The 16139-nt window shown below is 42.4% G+C and carries 12 protein-coding genes and 3 pseudogenes; 8 read left to right on the top strand and 7 right to left on the bottom strand.

Going from position 1 to position 16139, the window contains the following annotated elements:
* Window positions 1–14: 14 nt before the first annotated feature.
* The 3 genes from ANSO36C_RS13755 (at window position 15) to ANSO36C_RS13745 (ending at window position 2130) form a co-directional block, all read left to right on the top strand.
* Entirely contained in the window at window positions 15–803 is a 789-nt protein-coding gene (locus ANSO36C_RS13755) for a Nif3-like dinuclear metal center hexameric protein (protein ID WP_251959988.1), read from the top strand.
* A 220-nt stretch (window positions 804–1023) separates the two neighbouring features.
* Window positions 1024–1242, top strand: a complete 219-nt coding sequence (locus tag ANSO36C_RS13750) for a hypothetical protein (RefSeq protein WP_190940997.1) — start codon at window positions 1024–1026, stop codon at window positions 1240–1242.
* Between the two features lie 576 nt (window positions 1243–1818).
* A complete protein-coding gene (locus ANSO36C_RS13745; RefSeq protein WP_185580559.1) occupies window positions 1819–2130 on the top strand; it encodes a DUF6679 family protein in 312 nt (103 codons plus the stop codon).
* A gap of 70 nt (window positions 2131–2200) precedes the next feature.
* Here ANSO36C_RS13745 and ANSO36C_RS13740 read toward each other — a convergent pair whose 3' ends face one another.
* On the bottom strand, window positions 2201–3868 hold the full coding sequence (locus ANSO36C_RS13740) for an MBL fold metallo-hydrolase (RefSeq protein WP_251959987.1): 1668 nt from the start codon (window positions 3866–3868) through the stop codon (window positions 2201–2203).
* Here ANSO36C_RS13740 and ANSO36C_RS13735 point away from each other — a divergent pair.
* A complete protein-coding gene (locus ANSO36C_RS13735; RefSeq protein WP_251959986.1) occupies window positions 3867–4067 on the top strand; it encodes a hypothetical protein in 201 nt (66 codons plus the stop codon). The two genes, ANSO36C_RS13740 and ANSO36C_RS13735, sit on opposite strands and share 2 nt — an antisense overlap.
* 427 nt (window positions 4068–4494) lie before the next feature.
* Here ANSO36C_RS13735 and ANSO36C_RS13730 read toward each other — a convergent pair whose 3' ends face one another.
* The 6 genes from ANSO36C_RS13730 to ANSO36C_RS34205 all read right to left on the bottom strand — a co-directional run bounded on the left by ANSO36C_RS13730 (window position 4495) and on the right by ANSO36C_RS34205 (window position 11027).
* Complete coding sequence (locus tag ANSO36C_RS13730) at window positions 4495–4962, bottom strand: DUF29 domain-containing protein (protein WP_251959985.1); 468 nt, start codon at window positions 4960–4962, stop codon at window positions 4495–4497.
* An 80-nt stretch (window positions 4963–5042) separates the two neighbouring features.
* Window positions 5043–8300: a sister chromatid cohesion protein PDS5 gene (locus ANSO36C_RS13725; RefSeq protein WP_251959984.1), complete on the bottom strand. Its 3258-nt coding sequence runs from the start codon at window positions 8298–8300 to the stop codon at window positions 5043–5045.
* A 606-nt stretch (window positions 8301–8906) separates the two neighbouring features.
* Entirely contained in the window at window positions 8907–9383 is a 477-nt protein-coding gene (locus ANSO36C_RS13720) for a hypothetical protein (RefSeq protein WP_251959983.1), read from the bottom strand.
* Between the two features lie 11 nt (window positions 9384–9394).
* Entirely contained in the window at window positions 9395–9544 is a 150-nt protein-coding gene (locus tag ANSO36C_RS13715) for a hypothetical protein (RefSeq protein ID WP_251959982.1), read from the bottom strand.
* Window positions 9541–10248: an efflux RND transporter periplasmic adaptor subunit gene (locus tag ANSO36C_RS34210; RefSeq protein WP_323374600.1), complete on the bottom strand. Its 708-nt coding sequence runs from the start codon at window positions 10246–10248 to the stop codon at window positions 9541–9543. The genes ANSO36C_RS13715 and ANSO36C_RS34210 overlap by 4 nt, the downstream gene beginning before the upstream one ends.
* Window positions 10170–11027, bottom strand: a complete 858-nt coding sequence (locus ANSO36C_RS34205; protein WP_323374583.1) for an HlyD family secretion protein — start codon at window positions 11025–11027, stop codon at window positions 10170–10172. The genes ANSO36C_RS34210 and ANSO36C_RS34205 overlap by 79 nt, the downstream gene beginning before the upstream one ends.
* A 986-nt stretch (window positions 11028–12013) precedes the next feature.
* Between ANSO36C_RS34205 and ANSO36C_RS13705 the strand changes: the two are divergent.
* From ANSO36C_RS13705 to ANSO36C_RS13675, 4 genes and pseudogenes are all read left to right on the top strand, one after another.
* Window positions 12014–12927, top strand: a pseudogene (locus ANSO36C_RS13705) (Npun_R2479 family HD domain-containing metalloprotein).
* Between the two features lie 149 nt (window positions 12928–13076).
* Window positions 13077–14196, top strand: a pseudogene (locus tag ANSO36C_RS13700) (ABC transporter permease).
* A 146-nt stretch (window positions 14197–14342) separates the two neighbouring features.
* Window positions 14343–15581: pseudogene (locus ANSO36C_RS34875) on the top strand (AAA family ATPase).
* Window positions 15582–15589: 8 nt separating this feature from the next.
* Entirely contained in the window at window positions 15590–16114 is a 525-nt protein-coding gene (locus ANSO36C_RS13675) for a hypothetical protein (RefSeq protein ID WP_251959977.1), read from the top strand.
* The last annotated feature ends 25 nt before the right edge of the window (window positions 16115–16139 follow it).

The following is a 16139-nucleotide window of genomic DNA, read 5'->3' as shown; positions in this document are numbered from 1 at the left end:
TGAAGAAAATAATTATGAAAATTGCTGATTTAATTACTTGGTTTGAAGCATGGGCGAATCCCGCTTGGTGTGAAAGTTGGGATAATTGTGGCTGGCAGATTGAACCAGGAGTTTTGCAGGAAGAAACACGGGTTTTGGTATGTTTGACGCCGACTTTGGCGGTAATGCAGGAAGCGATCGCAAAAAATGCTAATCTAATATTCGCCCATCACCCCTTGATTTTTAATCCTCTCAAATCTTTACGCACTGGTGAAGCGATCGCCGAAATGGTACGGTTAGCTTTTACCCACAATATTGGTATTTACACTGCCCACACGAATTTCGACCAAGTGGAAGATGGGACTGCTGATGTTTTAGCTCAGATTTTAGAACTTAAAGAAGTCACTCCCATAGAATCTACACAAGCAGGATTAGGATATGGTCGTGTTGGTTTGCTAGAGCCATTTTTGACATTACAGGAATTACTAGCAACTATTCAAACCCGACTTGCGCCCCCTAATTTGATTTTTTCCCCAACTGCTGATTTACAGCAAACAATTTCACGAGTTGCCGTTTTAGGTGGTTCGGGGGCTAGTTACATTTCAGCCGTCGCCAAAACTGGTGCCCAAGCTTATCTCACTTCTGACTGTAAATTTCATCAGTTTCAAGAAAGCCGCGATTGCAATCTCATTTTAATTGATGCTGGACATTACGCTACCGAACGCCCGGCTTGCGATCGCTTGGTGCAAAAATTCCAGTCCTTAAATCTAGACTGGGCGCAATTAAGTCAAAAAGATGAGGATTTTCGCCAGTTTTTTGCTTGATTGCCGATGTTTCAGCATATTTTTTGGATGTTTGGGGAAAAATTTTTTATTAAGATTTTTGAACAAAAGTCAACACCCTGCCTCCTTAACTGTTGTTGTGACAAAAATCACTATATATGTGTAATGTTAATCACATAGTATTCATGTTCCATATCAACTAGTAATAGAAAAAAATGTTCCACACTAGAACTAATAAATTGCTCACTCTGCCCTAATCAAGATGATTCGCACAATCATTGCATCTGCTTTTCAAACTGGGTATCTTAGTGTTGAATCTGAGGGGTTACTCCAGCAAGTGCTAGCTACTAAATGCTATCAGTCAGAAGATTTGCCAGACCTGGCAGCCTTATACGATGCAGTTCGCGCAGGTCAAATCAAACGAGAAGCTTCCTCGTCAAGCGTGCTAATGGAATTTCCCCTACCGTATAAATCTTGCTGATATTCTCCTAGCATCAGCAGAGGGAAATTTTTCATAGTCTGTCCTCTCTGCCATTTTCTGAGTCATAATTAGGCAAAAACCTTAAAAACTCAAAACTATTTGGGTGTTGTTGTTGAAAAGCACCAAGGTCAGCGAGAGAATGAGTTAAGATCAGATACAAGTGGGTAAAACTAAAGCCAAGTCCCCAGACTTCTCAGTAATGCCAATGAGTAAAAGTAGGCAAGTTAAACAACCGCAATCAACGATTGTTTTGGAGTATTCTTTATTACATGATGGTAAGAATGAGTCACCAACAGATATAAACCTGGGTAGGACAGGTACCGAATTGTTTGACTTCTATGAAGCAAACATTCCCTAAAATGAGCCGGAGGGAGATTTAATGCATTGCTAGAGCAACTATTGACTGATGACCTAAGATTTCCTATATTTTGACAACTACGGGCAAGTTTTGGGATTGGGTCATGAAGCGTACTTGTTCTAAAAGGTGAAATTAATCTCTTAAAGGTGTAATCTAATGGGGTAGAACCCAGATTTTCACAGGTTTAACTACATTGTTTAAAAAGGCAGAAACAATACATGCTACACCGCAAGATTTATCAACTCTGTTGCGATGGGCGCGAGGTATGTGTTTTCTTGCGGGACCAGCAACGCTGGATTGAACGCGCCCGCATCATAGACATAGAGGGAGACTTAGTGACCCTACGCTATGAAACAGAAGAAGAGGACGAAGTTTGTTCTTGGGAAGAAATGGTTCGCCTCGAGAGCATTGGTGCTGTAACCCAAAAATTGGCTTCAGTACCACGCGGTAATGTGGAACCTCTGATGACTGAAGATTGTCCTGAAGCAGAGCGCATCCCCAACCGTTATACTGACTCGAATCCAGAATAATTGGTCATTAGTCATTAGTCATTAGTCATTCGTCATTAATTAAAAATGACCAAGGACATCGGATTAATGACTATTGGCTATCATTCAAACCTTCAAAAGCAGGACAGTAACCTTCTAGAGTTACCTTAAAGTTATACAACGGGGAAGCTGGATTCCAACACCGCTGCCCCCTTTGATGTCGGCACGTACCACAACAGTCTACATCTGTCCATGTATAGCGATCGCTATTTTGGTTGAGCAATTCTCGTTGAGACAATCCCCTTAATACTACTTCTTCCCCTTGCCAACGAGCTTCGATTAAACCAGTATCGGCAAATTGCCGCCAACGGGGATCAGCAGTAATCATATTGGGTAGGCTGATTGTGATTACTGTTTCCAACTCTGTCAGCTCACCTTCGTAGTTAGTCTCTGGCGCTGCTGGCTGTAAAAATGTATCGCCGATGGGTAATTCTACTAAGGTTTCAGCCGCCGGGGAATGTATATGGTAGCGATTTTGTAACTCCTCTAAGCTAGTCAGGTCTGCCAAGTAGGAGGGCGAACCGTGGACAAAAATGACGTGCTGGGGTCGCAAATTATGAATTAGCTGCGTAGTACCAGGGCCATCACTATGTTGAGCCAAGAGATAGGTTTCAATAGTGGTAGGTGCTAAATATTCTTTGTTAACTTTTATATCAATTTTTTCTGGTAGGAGAATTAGCCAAGGCCCGGTGTCTAGTTGGCAGTGTTCACCTAAATCAGATGTCGAGTCGGTGAGGACAATACAAGGGGACTTGCCCACGGTGGGACGATGTTCTGCTTGTAAACGACGCACACGGGGACGCACCCGTTCATCCCAAAATAAGGGTTGATGGCGGGCAAAGTTCTGTACGGATGGGGGGAGATGGGGTAGCAGTTCGAGGTACGCATCGCAGCCAGTAGCGACAGCACCATCTACCCAGATATCTAAATCTCGTCCGGTGAAGTGGTGATGCGATCGCAAGAGCATTAATAATTCTTGACCCAATCCTAAAGCAGGGGTGGGAAGGATTACAGAACAATGGTCAGCGATCGCGCGATTAATTCGTTCGGCTAGTTGATTTTCTTGGTTGCGGCGGTGAGGATGACGGGATGTGCCATAACTACCTTCAATGATTAGCACATCCAAGTCTAAGCCCCGCAATTCTTCTAAACGCAAACCTTCTACTAAGCGGGAGTTGGACAGGAAAAAGTCACCTGTATACAGTAACTTGTAAGTACGCTGCTTGGTGGTGTAGGTAAGGAGAATTGCAACTGCCCCTGGTAGATGCCCTGCGGGAAATAATTCTGCTACCAAACCATCTTGCAACTCTATAGGCGATCGCAACGGCAAGGCATGACAAAATTGAGAAATTTCTTCAGGGTTTTGGTCTAGCCAATTTAGCGGCAGTAACTTGCTAGTCACCTCACTACCATAAATAGGTAACTTGGGAAAAGCTTTATGCAGTGGCAGTAAGCCTTTAGCGTGATCTGGGTGGGCGTGACTAATTAAAACCAAATCTGCTGGTAGGGGCGAACTAGCTCCACGTATCGGCTTAGTAAGCCCCTTAGCCAGCGATGAAATATCCTCCAAACCGCAATCCAACAAAATGCGGTGTGGCCCCATCTTTACCAATAAACACACGCCCTCATTGTCATGTTGGACACTATAGGGCAAACATTCTAATTCACTACCCGCTTCCGCAGCATCTACGCTAGAAGATGCCGACAGATTATCCCTCATGTTCTCCTCCCCTCAAACCTCATCATCATGGACATATCCCAAAAGCCAAAAGTTACACAAATTTTGGTTTTGTGACTTAGGGGTAAGTTTTATCGTGCGCCCCTACACCCTGAGAATACAGATTTTTGATTGGGGAGGACGCCTCCGCCGAACCCGCACTGGTTCGGAAAGGTGGGCTAACGAAAAGCCATCAAGCTAGTAAGTTAAAGAGTCTGGCTCTTGTTTATTTTTCCTTGGCAAGTTCTGGAGCTATTTTAGTCAAGTTAGCCTACAGCAGGTTGCTAAAGGATCTACAGACTTATCTCAATGCGCGGAGCCATTGCCGTGATAGTTATCTGAATCATAGAATCCATTTTTCGTGCCAAAGAATAAGCACGAAAGCGTAAATATAACTGTTAATCCAGCTAGAATCAGCTTTACATCCATTTGTTTGCTGCCCTTTAATGAAGACTTTCCTATATTAATTTAGTGCTTCCGCAATCAAACGGAATCACTAGAAAATCTTTACTATGCTTATGTGGATTGGGCAATAAGTAAATTTACCGCAATCAGTCAGATTGTAGAACCTTTCGGTTCACCTGTCTATCTATCTAGATGTAAAGCAATATGACAGCAGAAGCAATTTTCTACAGCCCGTAAAAATCCTCATCTAGAATCTGCTCAATCGAAAAAGGACAAACGGTAGGATATTCACTTTCGTGGGGTATGCGAATTCCAAACTTAGCTAGCTTACCTTCCTTAATTGCTAGCTTACGAGCATCTGGGTAGGCTTTTTCCACCGCCTCTACTAGAAAACTTTTGAGAGAAGGGGTATCTGTCAAATTATTGATAACTCGCTGGCGATGTTCAAGTATGGAGCTATACCAGCTTCCTTTCATGCTATCGGGGACATCATACTGAACGCGTAACTTGAGTAAATGTGCTAACAAAATTGTCAGATTGCTTTTGAGCGCATTTTTTTCTGCTTTACCCAAATCAACTAGTTCCTCAATCAAATGCTCAATATCCAACGCCTCAAATTCATGATTTTGTAACTGTTGAATGGTTTGCTCAATCCATAATTGCAAATCTTGATCGTATAGCGGGTTAGGCATTTCTCAGATCAACTCCTAGTTACTTACTCGATCATAGGATCGCACCCGTGACGAAAAAACTGTTTTGTCCCATGCTCCTTTTACCTAGTTCGCAACAACTGCACGAAGGTATTACTCACGGTATTGTCTTTGGTGTCGGCGGCGTATTGAATCAATTCTTCCCGCAGTTCTTTGGCTGCATCTATCTCAAGTAGAGTTGCTAGCAAGAAATAAACACCACGAAAACGCGGATCGCCCATTCTATCAACTAATAGTCCTTCGGCGGCATTACTTTCGCCGAGAAAGTTTTGCACTAAGAAGAAATCCATGATTTTATCGTGGCGGAAGTACCATTCTTTCTTAGCTTCGCCTTTTTCATCTTGCCACTGACGGCTGACTACCATCTTGTATTTTTCGTCTTCCAAAGACATGGCAACTTGATAAAATTCGTCTGCGGGTAAGGCTCGTTTGTCTTGGAGTCGCATTTCGTAGACGGCGGCTGAAAATTTCTTTAAGGGAAATTCTTGATTCCATTCTTTGAGGTATTCTGTTGCCATTAAATTGTATTGCTGTTCTTGCAGGCGAAATAAGTTAGGGTGTTTGCCTTGTGATAACATGAGCGATACCACTGTTAGATCCATTGGATTGGAAAGAATTCGGCGGACAGCATTTAACTCTTCTTGGGCTTGCTGGTGATTCAGGACTTCTGTTAAATAATTGGTACAAGCTTTTTCGTAATCAGCACCTTGAAGTTGGGCATCGTTGGGGAGTCGCGGCTGACGGGAGATCAAAAACTCTTGAATTTGTTCTTCTTCAAGGGGCTGCAAGTAATAAGTTTTGGCTGTTGAGGGGGGTGTCCACTCTAGGGGCTGGGTTGTCATGATAATGTTGCCCCGGAAATAGCTTTCGACAAACTGGCAGATTTTGGCGCGGGTTTCGGCGGTGACTTCGTTGAGTCCGTCGATGCAGATATCTATCGCGCCACTGTAAATCAGGTTTTTTAGGAAGCCGGCGTCTTGGGCTTGGCCGTGTAGCTTGTCTTGGATGGCTTCAATTACGCCTTTATGACATTTCTGGGCGGGGAGATAAACGACAATGCGCTGGGAGTTTTGCAACAGATGACGGAGAAACATCGACTTGCCTAAGCCGGAATCTCCTTCTAAGATAATTTGTCCTTGAATACTGGGTAAGGCTGCGGTAATTGGCTGGATGTCTCCTGAAGTAGGAACTTTGACTTTTGATTCTGGGAAGTATGATTGGTCATAAAAATTATCTAAGCCGGCATCTGCTAATAGGGAAGGTTTGAAGGGTTCAAATAATTTGCGCCGGAAGGGGGGGAACCAGGTGAGGAGAAAGCCGACATAGCCGACGCCGAGAATCCGGCGTACCCACGGGTTCCAAAAGAAGATGGCTTGGATTTGGGGGAATTTGGGGTAGGCGAAGATGAGGGCAAGCCAAAAGGCGGCGTGAGACAGGATAGTGATTCTGGCTTTGAGAAACCACTGCCAATATTCCACATTATTGATGACTCGTTGCACCGTATCTGATTCTTTGTACTTGCCTTCATTGAGATTTTTATGGTGACTTTGAAGTAAGTTAATGTTGGTTGCTTTCCAAGAAACCATATCAGCAACGACAGCAATCTTTTGTGCTAGTTCTCTTTGCAGTTCTGGCAGAGAATCACAATGTTTCCAGGCTTTCTCGAAAACTTGCATTGTGTTCACTCCCTGGTCATAGTTCGGTTTTTCTGGCCGCATTTTAGGCTTACCAACCCATTGCATAAGAGTTTCTACTTCTGGTTTACCACCTGCCAAAAAATGAGCTAAAAACCTGAGTTGACTAATCTCAGAGGGATAATAGTGAACTGAATCTAGGACTTGGACAACAACTGGCAAATCTTGTTGCCCTAGTTTGATGAGTGCCTGTGCTGCTGCATTACGGACATTACTGTCAGAATCTGTGAGCAGTTTCGCAACTTGTGGAGCTAGTTCCTTGGCTTGCATCTGCCCTAGTGCCTCTGCTGCTGCATTACGGGCATTCCAGTCAGAATCTGTGAGCAGTTTTGCAACTTGTGGAGTTAGTTCCTTGGCTTGCATCTGCCCTAGTGCCTCTGCTGCTGCATTACGGACATCAGAGTCAGAATCTGTGAGCAGTTTCGCAACTTGTGGAGCTACTTCCTTGGCTTGCATCTGCCCTAGTGCCTGTGATGCTGCATAACGGACATTATTGTTAGAATCTGTGAGCAGTTTCGCAACTTGTGGAGCTACTTCCTTGGCTTGCATCTGCCCTAGTGCCTGTGCTGCTGCTCTACGGACATTCCAGTTAGAATCTGTGAGCAGTTTCGCAACTTGTGGAACTACTCCCTTGGCTTGCATCTGCCCTAGTGCCTGTGATGCTGCATAACGGACACTCCTGTTAGAATCTGTGAGCAGTTTCGCAACTTGTGGAGCTACTTCCTTGGCTTGCATCTGCCCTAGTGCCTCTGCTGCTGCATAACGGACACTACTGTTAGAATCTGTGAGCAGTTTCGCGACTTGTGGAACTACTTCCTTGGCTTGCATCTGCTTTAGTGCCTCTGCTGTTGCTCTACGGACATCAGAGTCAGAATCTGTGAGCAGTTTCGCAACTTGTGGAACTACTTCCTTGGCTTGCATCTGCCCTAGTGCCTCTGCTGCTGCATAACGGGCATTCCAGTCAGAATCTGTGAGCAGTTTCGCAACTTGTGGAGCTAGTTCCTTGGCTTGCATCTGCCCTAGTGCCTGTGCTGCTGCATTACGGACATTACTGTCAGAATCTGTGAGCAGTTTTGCAACTTGTGGAACTACTCCCTTGGCTTGCATCTGCCCTAGTGCCTGTGCTGCTGCATTACGGACATTACTGTCAGAATCTGTGAGCAGTTTTGCAACTTGTGGAACTACTCCCTTGGCTTGCATCTGCCCTAGTGCCTGTGCTGCTGCATTACGGACACTACTGTTAGAATCTGTGAGCAGTTTCGCAACTTGTGGAGCTACTTCCTTGGCTTGCATCTGCCCTAGTGCTTGTGCTGCTGCATTACGGGAAACTGCTGAATCTTTATCCTGCAACTGTTTAGCAAACTGTTTTACAAGCTCATCATAGTTTTTTATCTGCGTTTTAGGGTTATCTAGCTGATATTCCTTTAAGTTTTCTGTTGCTTTAGCCCTGACTTCAGGTATTAGGTCTGTTAGGGCTGCTACGATACCGTTAATTTGCCATACTTCCAGCTTAGGTTTTTCTTCAGCCTTTACCCAAGGTAGAGAGAGGAAGAAAATCAGGAGTAGGGTAAAACAGAAAAGGAAAAAGAGGGAAAGCTTGTTAGTGTGGCGGGGAGTTATGAGCATAAATCAGGGCAGGGTGGCAGATTACACGCGGCTATGGGTATAATACCAAGCTTGCAATTCCTAATTCCTGATTTAGAAGGTCAGATTTTATTTGAGTTTTTATTGTGGGAGCTTCCCAAATTTTGAAATTTACTATTATGGTGCGTTCAGATAGGAATAAGAGAATGAAGAAACGAACCGCAAAGGACGCAAAGAGCGCAAAGTAAGAGAACAGACTGGATGTTAATCTTTGCTCATGAGTATAAAAGACTCGCTCACGAGTATAAAAGACTCGCTCACGAGTATAAAAGACTCATTCACGAGTATGAAAGACTCATTTACGAGTATAAAAGACTCTCCCGCGAGTATCAAAGACTCATTCACGAGTATGAAAGACTCGCTCACGAGTATAAAAGACTCATTTACGAGTATCAAAGACTCGCTCATGAGTATCAAAGACTCATGAGCGAGTATTAAAGAACTTTCAAATAAAAAAATACTCAAATAATTCTTGTGGGGTGGGCGTTTCGCCCGCCCATAGCCAAAGGCGGGCAAGATGCCCGCCCCACAAGATTGAATAATTTATTTGTTGGAAATCCCTAAAGACTCTCCCGCAAGGTTTAAAGCTTATGAACCAGAAGTAGCTTTAGCAGGTTTACTTTTAATAGCTTTAAACCGTTCACCTAACTGTTCGGCAATCGTTTTTAACCCTGGAGTTTTTTTAGCGGCTGTCTTCACGTAGTCGTAAACAGTCAAACTGCTGCCCATTGCTTCGCTGCCGACTGCCATTAGGGTATCATCTACCTGTTCTGTCAGTTGTTGCAGTTTAATCAACAGTTCGGTGAGGGTTGCTGCTAATTGATAATCGCGCACAAACTCATCTACATTAAAGCTGGCTGGTAAAATGTCTCGGTTAGATTGGGCAGCAGTCAGGCTAGTGTTGACAAAGGCTAGGCTTTTATCGCCCATCTTAAATAACTTGCGTCGTTCTTCCACACTCAGCGTCACGAGAAAAGGCATCTTTGCTTGGATAGTCGCAAAGGCTGCTTTAATTTCTTGGATATCTGCTGGGGTAAGGGAGGCGGTAATGTTTTGGTAAGCCATTGGTTATTTACTCAGGTGAATCTGTTTGTTATGATTCCCATTGAGAAATGCGATCGCACAATATTTAAGGAAGGGGGAGTAGGGAAATTAATCTCTCTGGTGTACACATAAGTCGAAGACACTTCTACTAATCCGGCTAGCGATCGCATTGCGGACATCATTGGTGGCGCGATCGCTTATCTGTACCCAAAACTGCAACTCGTACTTTGTCGCCATCTTTGAGATATCCTGCACCATCAACGACGACGCGATCGCCTAACTGTAACCCACTGTTGATTTCCACCGTGTCGCCATTACCAGGATCTCCTAACTCTACTTTTTGACTACGGACTGTATTTTCAGCCGATAAGGTGAATACAATTACACTTGCATCTGCTTGGGATTGCACTGCTTTTTGTGGCACTACCATCCTCATCTCTGAGTTAGTAGTAATTGCAGCACTAGCAAACATCCCTGGTTTTAGTAAAGTTGTTGGCGGTAAGTCAATTTTGACTGTAGCCTCACGCCTTGGATCGTTGACTTGTGGTTGTATATCTTTGACTCGTCCTGGCGATCGCACATGGCGATCGACATCTGATGTAATTTGCACAGATGCACCAATTTTCACTTGATTGAGTTGAATTTCGGGAACCTTCGTCTGAAGTTCGAGTTTGTCATCTCGGATAATCGAAAATAGCTTTTGTGTGCCACCAATTACAGTACCCATCTGGGTTTGCGACGGCACACCAGTGACATCACCGACTCTAGCCAATTTTTCTGCGATCGTTCCAGAAACAGGGGCACGCACTACAGTTTGTCCCAACTGAGTTTGCAGTTGTTGCACCTTTGCAGCACTACTGCGGACATCAGCTTTGGCTTTATTGATGATCGCTTGGGCATTAACAATATTGGCTTGGGCGTTAACAATATGGCCTGGGCACTACGCACATTTTCTTGGGATAGGTTGACAACTTCGATGGCAGTTTTCACAGCATAAGAACGACTATCGAGTTCTTGCTTACTAATAGTTCTAGAGTCGGCGAGTTGTTGATAACGCTGATAATTTTTGGCTGCTTCTTCTAGCCTTGCTTTAACTTGAGCTAAATCTGCTTTTTTTTGCTGAACTATTGCTTTATTTGATGCTAAATCCGCCTGCCTTGATGCCAAATCTGCTTCTTTGGATTCCACATCTGCCTGTTTAGATTCCACATCTGCCTTTGCTTGGCTAATTTGGTTTTGCAGTATGGAACCATCTAACACCGCCAACACTTGACCTTTTTTGACAAAAGCTCCTTCTTTCACATTTTCGGGGATACTTTTGATTTGTAAGCCGTTTGTCTGTGGTAACACCGGAATTAAATCACGCGCTGCTACTGTCCCAGTAGTTTTAAGAGTACGGACAACACGGGCAGTTTCTACTGTGGCGATAGTGACTGTCATTGCTGGGTTAACTTTTTTATCCGCTACCGCGCTTTGTTGACGGGATGTGAAACGACTTAATACACCCATACCACCAAGAGCGATCGCAATTCCTAAGCCAGCGCCCAAGAATAATGGCTTCAACCATACCCTGCTTGGTTTTTGATCTGATTTGCTCAAAAAACTCCTATCTTCAGAGGTTATAGCTTCTTCCACCTCGATTTCTGAAAAACTTTCATCGCTCAAAGTCCCACCTCCACTTTCTGTCTATGCATCCCAATCTTGGTATTTTCTTAAAAAAACTTGAAGTTTATTTATTTCATCTCAACTATAGGACTCATATTTGATTTTTGAAAAAACTCCGTACACTCAAAAAGTCTTTTTTCCTACTCCCCACTCCCTATTCCCCACTCCCAGCCTACGCAAATAATTTCAGTAATCAAACCGGATTCCTATATGACGTATTCCATAGTAAATGTCCTTTAAATGCGCCAGTATCTAATAAAACTCCTAAGCCACGAGTAATTACTAAGAAAATTGCTTCAAAAGATTATGATAAAAAAAATTATCTTATCTCATCTAGCTGCTTTAGGTCACATATTATCTGTATTTAGATCACTGTCAATCAAGCGTTAGATATGAAAGACTGATAAAACTAATCTAGATTTATCTAATTAGAATTTGACAATAAGTGTACTTGAATATACAAAAAAATTGTTTCTTTACGCAACATAATAATTCCTCTCAAACCTAACGGCACTAAGTTAAGACACAGCCCTTGCCCTGCTTGCTTCCTAGCCTTCAGGCTCTTAACCGATCCTGCGAGACTCTGCCTCCAGTGGCTTAATCAGAGGCAGCAGCCCTCTGGGGAACGAGGCAACACAATACTTTGGACTTATCTTAGTGCCATTCCTCTAAAGCTTTTGTCTAGACAGAAAGCTATCCACATTTAAATCCAGGTATAGATCAAGCTAGCGTCTACAGCTATATGTGAGTTACAAAAGAGCAAACTCCATTGCGCTAATTCCAGTCAGAGGTTGTTTAAAAAGTCTCGCGGTGTATCAATATCCTCCAAACAACCCTAAAAAAGGGGAAATAACCTTCTCAAAGTCGTCCTTTTTTAGGAGAATCTAGAGTTTTGAATACCTCCGCCACCACTTTTCAAACATCTTCCAAGGCTAGCCCTGATTATGGAATTTTGAAATTAATCAATCAATAAAATCGATAAATAATTGGTATTTACCAGAGTCAACAGATATGTTCAATGCACTGAAATCTTAATTGATGCCTTTGTAAATGAAATTCGAGAAGGCTACCGTCGTACTTATGGCTGCTTCAAAAATGATTATCAGGATATTATCGCCTGGGCTGGTAACATGGCCTTTGGAAAACATTGCCAATAGTGACGCTCTTTATCACAATGATTGAGCATACCGTCTAGTCACCCTAGTGGGACAAGAAATCTTACGTGGTAAACACATTAGGGAAGGCGGTGTTTCTAGTGAAGACTGGTTGCATTGTATAATTTCCTTAGTGAGATCATGATATTGGCTACGTTAAGGGAGTTTGCCGACAAGACCGAGAAGGAGCAGGCTTATACTCCACAGGTAAAAATGGCAAAATGATTTCTGTCGCTCCGGGGGCTTCTGATGCCAGCCTAACGCCATATCATGTTGATAGAAGCCAAGCTTTTTATTGATGAGCGTTTTGGAGGGTCACAAGTTAATAGATTGCTGAGGCAATTAAGAGCAATATTGAATTGACTCGATTTACCGCGTACCTGCGGCAGAAGATCCATCAAGATACAAAGTGCTTTGCAGGGTTAGTACGTGCTGCTGAATTGATTGGTCAACTAAGTGACCCACGTTACTTAAAGAAAATTACTTCTTTATTTTACGAGTTTGAAGAAACTGGTGTAAATAAGGTTTTAGGCTATAAAACCCCTGCCGATTTACGCAATAACTACGCTAAGTTTTATTGGAATGGCGTATATCCCTATATCCAAGAGGGACTGCATTATCTATCATTGACACAACAGGGAAAACAAATTCTCGCTAATCTCTATTCAAACGTGTTTGTTGTGGAACACGAAAAACAACAAGAAGAACAGCAACGGTATTTAGAGAAGTTAGGAGTTGCGAATTAGAAGTTATTGAATTTGGGATTTTAGATTGTATCCTTCAGTCTAAAATCCCAAATTGACAGAACTGGTAGTTGAGAATTATTAATGATGGATTATGAATTAAGATAAAAACTTAATAACTCATAACTCATAACTTATAACCCCTAACTACTATGGATTGGTGGCGACGACTTAAGAAAAATCCTTTGGCAACGATTTGGGGCAATTTTGCTGTTACTTTTCTATATAGGAGTAATTGCAGCAGATTTCGTGGCTCCTTATGACCCCTATGCTTCACAGCCTAATGGTTCACTGCTGCCACCAACTAAGATACACTGGGTTTCTCAGTCAGGGCAATTTACCGGGCCGTATATTTACCCGACGACTCAGGGAGATACGAATTTAGAAACAGGCGATCGCCAAATCATTGTAGACTCAACAAAGCCCTCACCTTTGCGTCTATTTGTCTCCGGGCCAGAATACCGATTGTTGCAGATGACTTTGCCATTACCTCCAAAATGGGATGAAGTCACAATCTTTTCGGGTATTCCCTTAAATTGGCATTTATTTGGCACAACAACTGGGGCAAAATTCAACATTTTAGGTACTGATGACCAAGGCCGCGACCAATTTAGTCGCCTCCTGCATGGCGGTCGCATCAGTATGTTTATCGGCATTTTTGGCATTATTATTACCTATCCCCTCGGTTTGCTCATCGGGGGAATTTCTGGCTATTTCGGCGGTGTAACTGATAGTGTCATTATGCGCTTGGCAGAAGTACTAATGACTTTCCCTAGTATTTATCTTTTAGTGACTTTGGGAGCAGTATTACCAGCTGGCTTAAGCAGTACCCAGCGCTTTTTACTGATTGTGGTGATTACTTCGGTTATTAGCTGGGCTGGTTTAGCACGGGTGATTCGAGGACAGGTACTATCAATTAAAGAGCGAGAATTTGTGCAAGCGGCACGCGCGATGGGCGGGAACCCAATTTATATCATCCTTCGCCACGTTTTGCCACAAACGGCTAGTTATGTAATTATCTCTGCTACTCTGGCAATTCCTAGCTTTATTGGTGCAGAAGCGATAACTGAGTCTCCATCGGCTTGGGTATTCAACAACCAGACCCTTCTTGGGGAAATATGCTTTCTCTAGCTAGCAATGCTTCAATTTTGGTGTTGCAACCTTGGTTAATCTGGCCGCCTGCTGTGTTAATTATCCTCAACAGTGCTAGCATTCAACTTACTCGGTGATGGATTGAGAGATGCACTTGACCCCCGCAGTTTGAGGAGATAAGCAAGTAAGTTAGCACAGTTTTTATCGGTGTTAAAGGTATAAGTATATCTACATACTAGAAGCGATCGCACCAAGGGGTAAAGAAACCTTAAGCGATCGCTTCTCTTAAGAGCTAAATTTAAGTAAGTAGAGTTTTGGAGTTGATCATGCTTAAGCAACTCATCTTAGAAAACTGGAAAAGTTTTCGTTATGCGGAGCTTCCACTTGACCCATTGACCGTTCTGATTGGTACAAATGCAAGTGGTAAATCTAATGTGATTGAAGCTTTGGAATTTTTACAAAGAATTGCTAGAGGTGAAAATATTGAAGCAGCCTTAGCAGGAGATAAAACGCTTAGTTCTATTCGAGGTGGTGTAGAATGGGCAGCACTTAAACCAAGAAACTAAATTTACGCTCAACGTTTTAGTAAACGGAAAGTATGCTAGAACTGATTACCTCTACACTATTACTATTGAAACTAAACCGCATACGCAGCTTTTAAATGAGTCTTTAGTGCTAATTAAACATAGTTTGAACAATCATGAAGAAGTATATGAAGAAAAGTTATTCCAAACAGATAACCTATCATCTCATACTCCCAGTATTACTGTAAACCTCTATGATACAAATATCATAAAATCACAAGATTTTAGACGCAATCAGTCTGTACTGAGCCAGTTTTAATAGGACTTTCGATGAAAATGGTTGAAGCAATAAATGTTGTTTCTCAAAGTCTAGAAAGTATATTTATATTAGACTCTATTCCCTCTAAAATACGGAATTATTCACCACTATCTGACAGCTAGAAAGTGATGGATCTACATTGCTGGTGTGTTAGCAGCATTAACTGAAGAACAAAAAACTGAAGCTGAATCCACTCTATCTAACGATATCAAAGATTTACCTGAAGGTGATATTCAAAAAGTATGGACGGAAAAAGTAGGTAGGTTTGGTACTGATGCCATGCTTTAACTGTCAAGAACAGTGGAAACCTGGTCACATCACAGAGATTGATGCTAGAACTATGTCCGACGGAACTTTACGAGTTATAGCAATTATTACAGCATTATTAACTAGACCAGAAGATAGTCAACTAGTAATTGAAGAAATAGATTAATGGTCTTCATCCCTCGCGTGCAAAATTATTGATAAAAATACTACGTGAAATTGGTAGTAAAAGAAAAATTGATATTTTAGTAACTACCCATAACCCAGCTTTACTTGATGCTTTAGGCCCAGAGATAGTTCCTTTTATGGTTGTCGCACACCGCGATAAAGAAACTGGAGAAAGCAAACTTACTCTTTTAGAAGATATTGAAAATCTTCCTCTTTTATTAGCATCAGGCACTTTAGGCAGACTAGCGACTAAAGGCGCAATTGAAAATAGCCTTGCTGATAATAAGTAAAATTAAATATGAGAAAGGTTTTGATTATTGATACATCAATACTTTGCGTCTACTTGGGTGTTCCTGGTAAAGAGACTTGTGGTTCTGATAATGATAAATGGGATAAAAAAAGAGTTGAGACCCGTTTTCAATTAGAAGAAAAACAAGGTGCAAAGTTTATACTACCAATAGCAACAATTATAGAAACTGGTAATCACATTGCACAAGCTAACTCTAAGCGATATGAAATTGCTCAAGCTTTCGGTAATATTTTAGTGAAAGTAGCAGATGGAGTTATACCTTGGGGAGTTTTTGAAACTCAAGTGGGTGAACTTTGGAATTCAGAACAATTGAAACAGTTGGCTACTGAATGGCCTACTCTAGCATCTAGAAAGATTTCTATCGGAGATGCGACAATTAAGACTGTGGCTGAATATTACGCCAAAACCAGTAGTACATTTCAAGTAGAAATTTTTACGGGCGATGGGGGACTCAAGGCTTATGAACCAGCTACCCCAGCACCTACGCGTCGTAGTAGTCGAACAAAAAGGTAAAATATCCTTGAGCGATCGCAATTCA

Origin of the sequence: Nostoc cf. commune SO-36 (assembly GCF_023734775.1) — a bacterium.
GTDB classification, from domain to species: Bacteria; Cyanobacteriota; Cyanobacteriia; order Cyanobacteriales; family Nostocaceae; genus Nostoc; species Nostoc commune_A.
The sequence above is the reverse complement of the archived record's forward strand: the minus strand, read 5'-3'. Positions and strand labels throughout refer to the sequence as shown.